This window comes from Coleofasciculus sp. H7-1, assembly GCF_057473865.1.
Genome location: NZ_JBYCCT010000039.1, coordinates 1 through 11,296, shown reverse-complemented (window position 1 = coordinate 11,296; position 11,296 = coordinate 1). Strand labels below are relative to the sequence as shown.

Genomic DNA, 11,296 nt, shown 5'->3' with positions numbered 1-11,296 from the left:
CAATTCGATTACTAATTCATTATCTCAGATTTGGAGATGTTCCAATTCCCTATCAAAATCAAAGAAATCATTTTCGGCTCCCCTCTCGCATTCTCGCTCGCATCATACCCTAATTCAGCAACGCCAAATAATCGAGGTTGAGCGTGAGCATTTCAATCAATCCGGCATCATCGGAAACATTGGCTTTTGTGCAGTGAGTGAAGAAGGGAAACCCAAGCGTATCAACGGCTAGGTGCCTTTTAATGCCATTGGTCGCTTTGTAAAAACAGAACCCCTTTGAATCGACACTCGCATTGCAAGTGTTCTTCACCGCTTGGGAATCAATGATGATTAACGTCGTCCACTGGGGCTTTTTTTTGACCTGTTCCCGCACTTTTTCATGCAAGGTCATCATCAGTGTCTCGCCAAGCGCCTGCCGCCCGCCACTGCTTGTAGTGCCAATAGACCGTCGAGTAAGGAGGAAAGTCTTTGGGTAAGTCTGCCCAATTACAGCCATTCTTCAGTTGATAGAGAATGCCATCGATGATCTCCCGCTTTGTCCAATCACCAGGTCGGGTTCGTTTCTTCTGCGGTAGGATCTGATGCAGCAGGGGTGCAAGAATCTCCCATTCTGCATCAGTGAGACTGCTGGAATATGCCATAGCGACTAGATTAGAGGGTGTAGGTGCCTACTTTCACCATTATAAAAGATGTCAAATGGGTTCTATAGAACCCATTTGACATCTCTTACCTAGATACAGTAGGGTCATTGCCAAACCCAAACACAGATGCCATGCCGTACTCTAGCAGCCTCACCGACGCAGAATGGACAATTCTTGAACCCTTACTCGCCAAGATATTACCGCAAAAGAAACGAACGAGACCGACGAATTGGACAAGGCGAGAACTGCTTGATGGAATGTTCTATCAACTGAAGAATGGTTGCAATTGGGAAGACTTGCCGAAAGATCTGCCGCCTTACTCCACAGTCTATTGGCACTACAAACAGTGGCGGGAAGCGGGAGCGATAGAGACACTGATGACGGTCTTGCACGGACAAGTGCGAGAACAAGTGAAAAAAAAGCCCAATGGACAACGTTGCTGATGATTGACTCGCAAGCGGTGAAGAATACCTGCAACGCGAGTGTCGAGTCAAAAGGATAAAAGCTTCTACAAAAGCACCAATGGCATCAAACGGCATCTTGCGGTCGATACTTTAGGCTTTCCGTTTTTCACCCACTGCACGAAAGCGAATGTCTCAGATGACCAGGGCTTAATCGAGATGTTGAGCCAGAACCTCGACTACTTTCGTGCCAAGCCCGTCAACATCCCAAAGATCACCATTCTGCTGGACAATGGCTATCACCCGGACACGCTGACCGTAGCCTTACAAGCCCTTTACCCGCAGATCATGACCAAGATTCTGTTTGAACTCGCACCCAAGCCGACTAAAGCGGAAAAAGCGGCGCAAGGGAAAACGGGATTTGTCGTGGTTGCAACGCGATGGGTGATAGAGCGATCCAATGCTTGGGTCGAACGCTGTAAGAGCTTAGTCAAGAACTTTGAGCGGACGCTCTCGCCATGCCACTGCCAAACTCAATCTCTGCTTTATCCGACTGATGCTCAAGCGTTTAGCGCATCGCTAGATGTCAAATGGGTTCTATACATCGGGAAACTTATATAGAACCCATTTGACATCTCTAAGAAGTTGCTAATCTCTTAATCATCAGCCTGACGAAACAAAGATTCAGCTTGGTGGTTGCATTCGGCAAGGTTCGCTCGAAGTTCTTCACTAAAATCTTACAACGCTCCATCCAAGCATTAGATCGTTCAATCACCCACCGAGCAATAGCTGGCACAAATCCAGACTTACCTTGGGCTGCTTTCTCTTGGTTAGAGGGTTTCGTTGAGCGCTCAAACTTAATCTTCTGCATGATCTGGGGATACACCTTCTCTAATTCTTGGGTGAGATGCTCTGGATGATAGCCGTGGTCTAACAAAATAGTAATCTTGGGAATGTTCATCGGTTTGGCACGAAAATACTTGATGTTTTGGGTCAACATCTCAATCAATCCCGCATCATCGGAAACACTGGCTTTTGTGCAGTGCGTGAAGAATGGAAAGCCTAACGTATCCACTGCCAGATGCCGTTTAATCCCGTTGGTGGCTTTGTAGAAGCAGAACCCTTTTGACTCCATACTCGCATTGCAAGTATTCTGGACTGCCTGCGAGTCAATGATGATCAACGTTGTCCACTTGGCTTTTTTTTTACTTGTTCGCGCACTTGCCCATGTAAAACGCTGATCAGCTTCTCAATGGCTCCAGCTTGGCGCCACTGCTTGTAGTGCCAGTAGACCGTCGAGTAGGGCGGTAGGTATGCAGGGCAGGTCTTCCCAATTGCAGCCATTCTTCAGTTAATAGAAGATGCCATCTAAGAGGTCTCGCTTTGTCCAGTTGGTGGGTCTCGTTCGTTTCTTCTGAGGCAGGATTTCAGCGAGTAACGGTTCAAGAAGATCCCACTCTCGGTCGGTTAAACTACTGGAGTACGGCATAAAGGCGGAATTAGGTGAGTTGCAATGACCCTACCTCATCCTCCTGAAAGATGTCAAATGGGTTCTATAAACTGCTCAATCTGGGTATCGTCAAAATCAGCCATTGCCACATCGCTAAAGCGACGAAACCCACTGCGATAGGCAGCCGTGCGGCAAGAGGCAATGAAGCGATTTTTATCGTAACGATCAACAAAATTCTGGATTTGACCGATTGCCTCATTTAAGTTTTTTGTTGGCACTTCATCTAAACCATCCAGCAAAATTAGCAACTTGCCTTGCTCTAATAATTTCTTCGTAGATTTTTCAGGTGAAGGAAAACCACAAGTGCGAAACTCATCAGTGATGACTTGCTCAATATTGATTTCACCTGTGTTAAATATTTTGAGTTCGATGAAAACAGGGATACAGGAGTGCTTAAAATTTCCCTTGTTGCCCTTCAGTGCTTCCAGCCCCATCCGCCGTAAAAATGTGGATTTTCCCGCTCCTGGCCCACCGATTACCATGAGATATTGCTTTTCGTTAGCAACTTTCAGCCCTTCTTGCTTACGGGTATCTTTAGACTGATAACTGCGCCTTTGAGCTTGGCGGTAAGCTTCTTCCAGGCTGTCAATTGTCTCAAATCGACAAATATCTTGCTTATCTAAAAACTGAACGCCAGTATAGACTGACTCCAAGGCTACAGGCTCCCGCATTCCCAACACTTTCAGGATGCCGTGACGCTCAGTATAGTTCTTGACATATTGCTTTGATGCGTTAAAAATTAGCTGCTTTTTTCCCTCATCTAGGCTTCCGCCTATCAAGCCGAGGAATTTACCCCCACCTTCCCAAACTGTTTTGATAACAACGCTAGCTAAACCTTTAATTGCTGCATCTACAACTATGGGTTCAAGTCCTGTCATAGGGGTATCGGAAAAATTAGTTTTAGTTATTTCTACAAGTCAGTCGCTGCTTTTTCCAGACTGCTAATACTGATGCATACGTTTTGATGCCACACGTTTGATCGAGTTTCGTTCCCACTCAGTCCGCCAGGGACTCAAGTCCCTGGCTCATAGCTAAAGTCGGTTGAAACCGACTATTTATAAGGTTGGCATTCCGTTTTAACGGAATGCCAGCTATTAGCCCGGAAATTGATTTCCGGGCGGGTATTGCAACCAATGAAACAACTGTGCTTCTCAAGGGAGGTTGGGGGGGATCAAAAACCTACCGACTTGCTACTTCAGCGGTTTCTGACTTCTGGGCAGATCCCTTTCCTAGCTGAATTAGCTCAATCTTGTAGCCATTTGGGTCTTCCACAAAGGCAATCACCGTCGAACCGTGCTTCATTGGTCCCGGTTCCCGCGACACTTTGCCGCCACGCGCCTTGATTTCGTTACAGGTGGCGTAAATATCATCAACGCCAAGAGCTATATGACCGTAGGCATCTCCCAGGTTATACTGCTCTACGCCCCAGTTGTAGGTTAGTTCCACAACGGTATGGTCAGATTCGTCGCCGTAACCCACAAATGCCAGCGTGAACTTCCCATCCGGATAATCTTTCCGACGCAGTAACTTCATGCCCAGCACGTCGCAGTAAAATTTCAAAGACTCTTCCAGGTTGCCGACTCGCAACATCGTATGTAGCATTCGCATCGTTTTGATCCCGAATTCCCTTTTAAGATGACGCTTGAGCGTCCGTTCAGGACGTATTCTATTTCAATCGCTGATAGGGATTTTTACAAAACAACCCACGTCACCATAGATACAATAATACATTCAGTCACGCCAGGTGTTTTCGACAAGGGATGAAAACCGCTATAACAAGCGGGCTAAAAAGTCTAAGGCTTGCTGATGTGTGAGACACTTGCAATTTTGCTATTGAAGGGTGAAACAGAATGATTAACACGCCAGATACTGCCATCGACGCCATTGTGGCTCGTGAAATTCTCGACTCGCGGGGGCGTCCGACAGTGGAAGCCGAAGTCTATCTGATCAACGGTGTGATGGGATTGGCTCAAGTTCCCAGCGGCGCTTCCACAGGGACTTTTGAAGCCCACGAACTGCGGGATGGGGATGCCAGCCGCTACGGTGGTAAAGGCGTCCTCCAAGCTGTCCAGAATGTCGAGGAGAAAATTGCTCCTGAGTTGTTGGAGATGGATGCGCTCGATCAGGTTTCGGTTGACCGCACGATGATTGAGCTGGATGGCTCGGAGAATAAATCGAATTTGGGAGCGAATGCCATCCTCGCCGTCTCGCTGGCAAACGCTAAGGCGGCGGCGGTGGCTCTGGAATTGCCGCTCTATCGCTATCTGGGTAGCCCATTATCTAATGTATTGCCGGTGCCGTTGATGAATGTAATCAATGGCGGTGCCCACGCGGATAATAACGTGGATTTCCAAGAGTTTATGATTGTGCCGGTTGGGGCGTCTTCGTTTAAGGAAGCGTTGCGTTGGGGTGCCGAGGTGTTTGCGGCTCTCAGCAAAGTTTTAAAGGACAAAAACTTGCTGACTGGAGTCGGCGATGAAGGCGGTTTTGCGCCTAATTTAGAGTCCAATCAAGCGGCTTTGGAACTATTGGTGGCGGCGATTGAGAAGGCTGGCTATAAACCCGGAGAAGAAGTGGCGCTGGCGCTAGATGTTGCTGCCAGTGAGTTTTATAAAGAAGGGCAGTATGTCTACGATGGCTCATCCCATTCCCCGGCTGACTTTATTGAGTATCTGGGTAAGTTGGTGGGACAGTATCCGATTGTCTCAATTGAGGACGGACTGCACGAAGAAGACTGGGAAAACTGGAAACTATTAACAGAGAAAATGGGCGATCGCGTTCAACTCATCGGCGACGATCTGTTTGTCACTAACCCTATCCGCCTGCAAAAAGGCATCGAGCAAGCCGCAGCTAACTCGATCCTGATTAAACTCAACCAAATTGGTTCTCTCACTGAAACTCTCGAAACGATTGAACTTGCTACTCGCAACGGATTCCGGTCAATCATCAGCCATCGCTCCGGCGAAACTGAAGACACCACAATTGCCGATTTAGCCGTAGCCACGAGAGCAGGTCAAATCAAAACAGGTTCGCTTTGCCGCAGCGAACGGGTGGCGAAATACAACCGACTGCTGCGAATTGAAGATGAATTAGGCGATCGCGCAGTCTATGCCGCTACGATTGGGCTAGGCCCCCGCTAAAGCAGATTAATTGGGGCAGTTTGTGCCAGCTTATCGGGTGGCTCGTCCAGGAACTCAGTCAATCTGTGCGTTGCTATAAAAGGATTAACCGACTTTTGCACAACTCAATATGAAACTAAAAATCCTGGCGATCGCCACCCTATTTGCTCCTCTGTCTGTGTCAGCAGCCGTCCGAGCCGAAGGGAACGCACAGTTACCTCAAATCCAACCCTGTGCTAACTGTCAGCTCATCGGCACTGCTAAGCCGGTTCTAGTCGCTCAAGAGGATTGGCAGGAGTTTTCTTCCTCTGAAGGAGGCTTTGTGGTGCTAATGCCGGGAACCCCGGAGGAGGAGACACAAACCGAAAAAACTGAAGACGGCGACTCTGAGCAGCATTTGTTTACAGTCGCTACGTCAGAGGGTGTGTTTTTAGTCTCCTATGCTGACTTCGCAAACGAGATCGCTCAGCTAGACTCTGAAGAACTCTTGGGTGCGGCGGCTGAGGGTTATTTGACGGATGGAGCGAAGTTAATAACTCAGCGCCCAATTTCGCTGGATGGAATTCCTGGCAGAGAAATTAAGTATGAAGATTCTGACGGTTCCATTGGTCAAGCCCGGATTTTTCTGGTGAAGCAGCGGCTGTATCAAGTCAGTACGCTTGGTTCAAACACCAACGATGTTCAAAAGTTTTTCGACTCATTTCAATTGATACCGTAATCAATACTTTTTATGTTTGAGACAACAGCTTTGCTGACGCCAACGAGTCTCGATCGGTAGCGATCGCCCGCGAACCAGTCAATTATTTTAGACACCCGTTTTCTAGACAAGAAAACGGGTTTTTGGTATGCCCCTAGTTATCCAATATTTTATTCAGCCGCTATTGGGTCGCGCGATCGCGTCAAATTTTTTCTCGCCGCAGCTAACTTCAGTAAGCTCCTCTCATCGCCAACGCCAGCCGCTTATTCGACTACTCCGAAAAACAGATCCCTCAGCCATCCAACTCAATACCCAAAAATCTGAAAGCAGATCCCTACGGATAAAAACTGAGTTGAGGTAAGCCTAGCGTTTCTTCCAGACCCAGCATCAAGTTGAGACACTGGAGAGCTTGACCAGCTTGACCTTTGATTAAATTATCAATGGCTGACATGACAATGACCCGATCGGTGCGGGGATCGACTTCGATGCCGATATAGCAAAGATTAGTACCGCAAGCCCATTTCGTTTGGGGGTAGATGCCGCCTGGTAATATTTTCACAAAAGGCGAAGCACGGTAGAAGGCTGAAAAGATAGTAATTAAGTCTTCTCGCACTAACCCCGGATCGCGCAAGTTGGCATAAACGGTTGCTAGAATCCCGCGCACCATTGGAATCAAGTGAGGGGTAAACTGCACTGTAACTTCGTGACCGGCGAGATCGCTACAAATTTGCTCAATTTCGGGGGTATGTCGGTGCCGTCCGCCAACACCATAAGCTCCTAGCGTATTATCTGCCTCAGCCAGCAACAAATTGGTTTTCGCTTGCCGTCCGCCGCCGGAGGTGCCAGATTTAGCGTCGATAATCGCAGTTTCTGGCAAGACTAACCCTTGCTTGAGTAGCGGCGAGAGTGCTAGCAAACTGGCGGTGGGATAGCAACCAGCGCAACCCACTAACTGGGCGTCGGCAATGCGATCGCGGTATAGTTCCGGTAAGCCGTAAACCGCTGTGGCTGCAACTTCTCGGTCTTGACGTTCTCCACCGTACCAAGTTTGATAGGTTTCCAGGTTGGAAAATCGGTAATCGGCGGATAAATCCAGCACCTTGCACCCCTTCGCCACTAGCGTCGGTGCCATCTGACAGGCAAGACCATTAGGCAAAGAGAGAAAAACGGCTTGACAGCGATTGGCAATAGTATCTAAATCAAGCGGTTCTATCTTCAAGTCAACGCGATCGCCTAAATGGGGGTAAAGGTCGGAAAACGGCTTTCCAGCGCTACTCTCGCCGCCTAAGTAAACCAGTTCGACCCCTGGATGCTCCATCAAGAGTCGTACAAGTTGCACACCACCATAGCCTGACGCGCCAACAATTCCAACAGGCACGCGCCCTAAATCACCCATGATGCTTGTTCCCTAAAAAGTTTAAATTTTAAACGCTCAGCGGTCAGCAAAGCGCAGTCAACCAAAGTCAGTACTGAGCGATAAGGATACGGCATTGCCATGCCCCTAATGATTGCTGAATATAACTTCTTTCTCATTGCTTATTCCTCAGTCCCTGATTGACTGACCAAACTCCTGAAACCCTTGAAAAATCGTAGGTTGGGTAGAGCGATAGCGTTACCCAACAAACTTTACCAGTGCTGGGTTTCGTGAACTCAACCCAGCCTACACATCCGAGATTTGTCAGGCAATCAGCCTCAGCCCTGCTAAAAGCTGATGGCTGAAAGCGACTTTTGCTGCATTGTAGTATTAAAACCAAGATTTGGTGGTAGAAATATCAGCGTAATCATTTAGGGTTACAAGGTTAGCTGCGGCGAATTCCAGGTTGGCTAGAGCAACCATTCGGGGATTGACCTAATTTTGTGGGAATTTATCCTTATAGAAAAGCACCGCTCAAATTGATAGTTTGGGCGGTGCTGCGTGGTCTAATTAGCGTTATAAATCAACATCATGACATATCGCGCTTCTCACTTGAACCAAATGCGGCAGAAGAACCTAACCCCCTAACTCTCTCTCAGTGAAGGGGAAAGGAGAAGGATTCCCCTCTCCCTTGATTTTTACTTATAGCAGGCAGTCCTAAATGATTCGTGAAGGCGACATCCTAGGGCAACTCTTACGAAGTCGGGGATCTGAAGGGCTGGCATCTCGCAACTCAAATAGGATTGCTATAGCAGTCCTATGGGATTTGTAAGATATATTTTAAACGAACCGTCTTAGCGATCGCGCTCAGCCATGCGCGTCAGCGCTAAGTAGATGGATCTAATATTTGTAGGATGGGTAGAGCATAAGCGTAGGCGCGTTCATGCCGTAAGGCTTTAGGCTTCAAGGGAGAGTAACCCATCAAACCCATTTTAGTGTTGGGTAACGTTGCCTCAACCATTCCCTACCTCAGATGCGCGAGTTTAATTATGTCTACCTACTTATAGAACACAGAAAAAAAGGAAAAAATAGAAAGAAGAAGATTTTACGAATCACTTAAAATTGCTCTATATACGTCTCAACTTAGTTATTTTTTCAGCATTTATAGGCTGCTATATTAAATTTATAGCCGTAAACTGTTCGCTGTGAAATGCCGGTATCTTAATGTAAATTGCTGTAAATCAAACCCATCAATGTATAATTTATTTAGTCAATTCCTTTTAATAATTCGGCGGGAGATACACTTAAAGCTTTTGCTAAGCGGACGATATTGACAAGGGAAACATTTCTCTCACCCCGTTCAATACCACCAATGTAAGTGCGGTGTAGCCCGGTCAGTTCTGCTAAGTTTTCCTGAGAAAGTTCGCGTGCCTTTCTCAATTTTCGGAGTTGTTTGCCAAATTTTTCGAGTTCGGAATTAGCCACCATGATTAAGAAAGAATGTTATTTTAGATGACGATAAGTCTACAGACGATAAGTATCAATTTAAGCGATCGCCCTCGAATCCGGGCGATCGCGCCGCTTGGGGGTGCCGACAGGCTACTATCAAAAAGAGATACTTGATGTATGGTTTATTGCTCTAATTAATCTGTGGAATTGTCTCAAAGCAAAGAAGCGCAAAATCACGCTTCTTCAACCCAACCGTTTAAATTTGACGCGATTGTCGCCGCCTTGGCAGACCTGAAGGCTGGGCGGGTAGTCGTGGTAGTAGATGATGAGAGCCGAGAAAACGAAGGCGACTTGATTGGCGCGGCTCAGTTTGCGACGCCCGACATGATTAATTTCATGGCGGTGAATGCACGAGGTCTGATTTGTCTGGCGCTGACAGGCGATCGCCTGGATGAACTGAATCTGCCCTTGATGGTTAGCAACAACACCGACAGCAACCAAACAGCCTTCACCGTCAGCATCGACGCTGCACCGAATATGGGAGTCCGGACTGGCATCTCAGCGGAGGACAGGGCGGTGACGATACAAGTCGCCCTCAACCCAGCTACCCAGCCCAATGACTTGCGCCGTCCCGGTCACATTTTTCCCTTGCGGGCGCGGGAAGGGGGTGTCCTGAAACGAGCAGGTCATACAGAAGCCGGAGTTGATTTGGCAAGATTGGCGGGATTGTACCCGGCTGCGGTAATCTGTGAAATTCAAAATCCCGATGGGTCGATGGCGCGGTTGCCAGAGTTAATCGAGTACGCCAAGACTCACCAACTGAAAATTATTAGCATTGCTGACTTAATTAGTTACCGCCTCAACCACGAACGGTTTGTCTGCCGCGAGACGATTGCTGAACTGCCCACTCAGTTTGGGAATTTTCAAATTTACGCCTACCGCAACAGCCTGGATCAATCCGAACACGTCGCAATTGTGAAGGGAGATCCAGCCGAGTTCTCAGACCACTCAGTGATGGTGCGGATGCACTCGGAATGCCTCACGGGTGACGCTTTGGGTTCCATGCGCTGCGACTGCCGAATGCAGCTACAAGCGGCGCTGAAAATGATCGAGAATGCAGGATCGGGGGTTGTGGTTTACCTGCGCCAAGAAGGGCGGGGAATTGGGCTGGTTAATAAATTGAAAGCTTACTCGTTGCAAGACATGGGGCTGGATACCGTCGAAGCAAACGAGCGCTTGGGTTTCCCTGCTGACTTGCGGGATTATGGGGTGGGGGCGCAAATTCTCAACGATCTGGGAGTGAAAAAAATTCGCCTGATCACGAATAATCCCCGCAAGATTGCGGGTTTAAAGGGGTATGGCTTGGAGGTGGTGGATCGGGTGCCGCTGTTGATTGAGGCGAATGATTATAATTCCATCTATCTGGCGACCAAAGCGAAAAAGCTGGGTCATCTGCTGTTGCAGACGTATTTAATCACCGTGGCGCTGCACTGGCAGGATGAACCGGAGTCAGTCACTAAGCGCTACGAACGATTAGAGAAACTGCGGCATTTGGCAAAAACTTACGATTTGTTGTTGCAGGAGGAAACGCGACCTGTTGCGATCGCTCTGTTCGGTACGCCATCGTTAACCGTTCACTTAGGTTTTGATCAATCCAATCTCGCGTCACCGGATTGGTATCAGCAGACAGGACATCCTTACGTCCAAGCGATCGCGCAAATTCTGGATGCTTTGAGCGCATGGCCTCAGTTAGAACGTCTGGAATTCATGGTTTCGACGGGAATAGACCCCCTGACAGGCTTACAAATCCAGCTAGACCGGCAGAACTTCTGTGCAAGTACGCTGCCTTCGTCTGTCTGCGACCATTTAGAAACACAAAAAATCTACAGCTTTCAGAGTGGGGAGGAATGAGGACTGAGGGCTGAGGACTGAGGGCTGAGGACTGAGGGGTGAGGGGTGAGGGGTGAGGGGTGAGAGATCGGAAGAGCGTGGGGAGGGGGAAGAGGGGAGAGCGCGGTGGGGGGCGGATATGACTATGAAAAATCTTAGCAATTCTATGTCTTTTAGTTCAGACATCATATTTATGTTAACGCAGTTTTTACTGCTGCCATATGTCTCTCTTTTG

The 11,296-nt window shown here is 48.1% G+C and carries 11 protein-coding genes and 2 pseudogenes; 5 read left to right on the top strand and 8 right to left on the bottom strand.

Going from position 1 to position 11,296, the window contains the following annotated elements; genetic code table 11:
- Positions 1-127: 127 nt before the first annotated feature.
- Together AC2VDX_RS10395 and AC2VDX_RS10390 are read right to left on the bottom strand one after the other, a co-directional pair.
- Positions 128-394 (bottom strand): annotated as a pseudogene (locus AC2VDX_RS10395) (transposase); the annotation flags it as partial.
- Positions 378-641, bottom strand: coding sequence for a transposase (locus tag AC2VDX_RS10390; protein ID WP_378178435.1), 264 nt, complete (start codon positions 639-641; stop codon positions 378-380). The pseudogene AC2VDX_RS10395 and the gene AC2VDX_RS10390, both read right to left, overlap by 17 nt.
- Positions 642-772: 131 nt before the next feature.
- Between AC2VDX_RS10390 and AC2VDX_RS10385 the strand changes: the two genes are divergently transcribed.
- Positions 773-1,084, top strand: a complete 312-nt coding sequence (locus tag AC2VDX_RS10385) for a transposase (protein WP_378178432.1) — start codon at positions 773-775, stop codon at positions 1,082-1,084.
- Positions 1,084-1,625, top strand: a pseudogene (locus AC2VDX_RS10380) (transposase). Before AC2VDX_RS10385 ends, AC2VDX_RS10380 begins: the two are co-directional and overlap by 1 nt.
- Before the next feature lie 54 nt (positions 1,626-1,679).
- On the opposite strand, the gene AC2VDX_RS10375 reads toward AC2VDX_RS10380, so the two are convergent.
- From AC2VDX_RS10375 to gloA, 3 genes are all read right to left on the bottom strand, one after another.
- Positions 1,680-2,225 carry a transposase gene (locus tag AC2VDX_RS10375; protein WP_378178429.1) on the bottom strand — a complete coding sequence of 182 codons (546 nt, stop codon included), beginning with the start codon at positions 2,223-2,225 and terminating at the stop codon, positions 1,680-1,682.
- Positions 2,226-2,584: 359 nt separating this feature from the next.
- The gene (locus AC2VDX_RS10370) at positions 2,585-3,430 is read right to left on the bottom strand and encodes an NACHT domain-containing protein (RefSeq protein ID WP_378178426.1); all 846 of its coding nucleotides are present in this window, start codon (positions 3,428-3,430) and stop codon (positions 2,585-2,587) included.
- Between the two features lie 301 nt (positions 3,431-3,731).
- Entirely contained in the window at positions 3,732-4,160 is a 429-nt protein-coding gene (gene gloA, locus AC2VDX_RS10365; RefSeq protein WP_378178423.1) for a lactoylglutathione lyase, read from the bottom strand.
- A gap of 242 nt (positions 4,161-4,402) precedes the next feature.
- Between gloA and eno the strand changes: the two genes are divergently transcribed.
- Positions 4,403-5,692, top strand: coding sequence for a phosphopyruvate hydratase (eno, locus tag AC2VDX_RS10360; RefSeq protein ID WP_378178420.1), 1,290 nt, complete (start codon positions 4,403-4,405; stop codon positions 5,690-5,692).
- A 109-nt stretch (positions 5,693-5,801) separates the two neighbouring features.
- Positions 5,802-6,389 carry a hypothetical protein gene (locus AC2VDX_RS10355; protein WP_378178417.1) on the top strand — a complete coding sequence of 196 codons (588 nt, stop codon included), beginning with the start codon at positions 5,802-5,804 and terminating at the stop codon, positions 6,387-6,389.
- Between the two features lie 313 nt (positions 6,390-6,702).
- Here the strand turns inward: AC2VDX_RS10355 and argC are convergent, their stop codons facing one another.
- The 3 genes from argC to AC2VDX_RS10340 all read right to left on the bottom strand — a co-directional run bounded on the left by argC (position 6,703) and on the right by AC2VDX_RS10340 (position 9,210).
- Positions 6,703-7,764, bottom strand: a complete 1,062-nt coding sequence (gene argC, locus AC2VDX_RS10350; protein ID WP_378178414.1) for an N-acetyl-gamma-glutamyl-phosphate reductase — start codon at positions 7,762-7,764, stop codon at positions 6,703-6,705.
- An 844-nt stretch (positions 7,765-8,608) separates the two neighbouring features.
- Positions 8,609-8,743, bottom strand: coding sequence for a hypothetical protein (locus AC2VDX_RS10345; protein ID WP_378178411.1), 135 nt, complete (start codon positions 8,741-8,743; stop codon positions 8,609-8,611).
- Positions 8,744-8,988: 245 nt separating this feature from the next.
- Positions 8,989-9,210: a helix-turn-helix domain-containing protein gene (locus AC2VDX_RS10340; protein WP_378178408.1), complete on the bottom strand. Its 222-nt coding sequence runs from the start codon at positions 9,208-9,210 to the stop codon at positions 8,989-8,991.
- A gap of 162 nt (positions 9,211-9,372) precedes the next feature.
- Between AC2VDX_RS10340 and ribBA the strand changes: the two genes are divergently transcribed.
- The gene (gene ribBA, locus AC2VDX_RS10335; protein WP_378178405.1) at positions 9,373-11,082 is read left to right on the top strand and encodes a bifunctional 3,4-dihydroxy-2-butanone-4-phosphate synthase/GTP cyclohydrolase II; all 1,710 of its coding nucleotides are present in this window, start codon (positions 9,373-9,375) and stop codon (positions 11,080-11,082) included.
- Positions 11,083-11,296: the final 214 nt, after the last annotated feature.

Bases quoted from the DNA above. Each gene is read 5' to 3' on its own strand.
- AC2VDX_RS10390 (WP_378178435.1), bottom strand. From the start codon at position 641: ATGGCATATTCCAGCAGTCTCACTGATGCAGAATGGGAGATTCTTGCA.
- AC2VDX_RS10385 (WP_378178432.1), top strand. From the start codon at position 773: ATGCCGTACTCTAGCAGCCTCACCGACGCAGAATGGACAATTCTTGAA.
- AC2VDX_RS10370 (WP_378178426.1), bottom strand. From the start codon at position 3,430: ATGACAGGACTTGAACCCATAGTTGTAGATGCAGCAATTAAAGGTTTA.
- gloA (WP_378178423.1), bottom strand. From the start codon at position 4,160: ATGCGAATGCTACATACGATGTTGCGAGTCGGCAACCTGGAAGAGTCT.
- eno (WP_378178420.1), top strand. From the start codon at position 4,403: ATGATTAACACGCCAGATACTGCCATCGACGCCATTGTGGCTCGTGAA.
- AC2VDX_RS10355 (WP_378178417.1), top strand. From the start codon at position 5,802: ATGAAACTAAAAATCCTGGCGATCGCCACCCTATTTGCTCCTCTGTCT.
- argC (WP_378178414.1), bottom strand. From the start codon at position 7,764: ATGGGTGATTTAGGGCGCGTGCCTGTTGGAATTGTTGGCGCGTCAGGC.
- AC2VDX_RS10345 (WP_378178411.1), bottom strand. From the start codon at position 8,743: ATGGTTGAGGCAACGTTACCCAACACTAAAATGGGTTTGATGGGTTAC.
- AC2VDX_RS10340 (WP_378178408.1), bottom strand. From the start codon at position 9,210: ATGGTGGCTAATTCCGAACTCGAAAAATTTGGCAAACAACTCCGAAAA.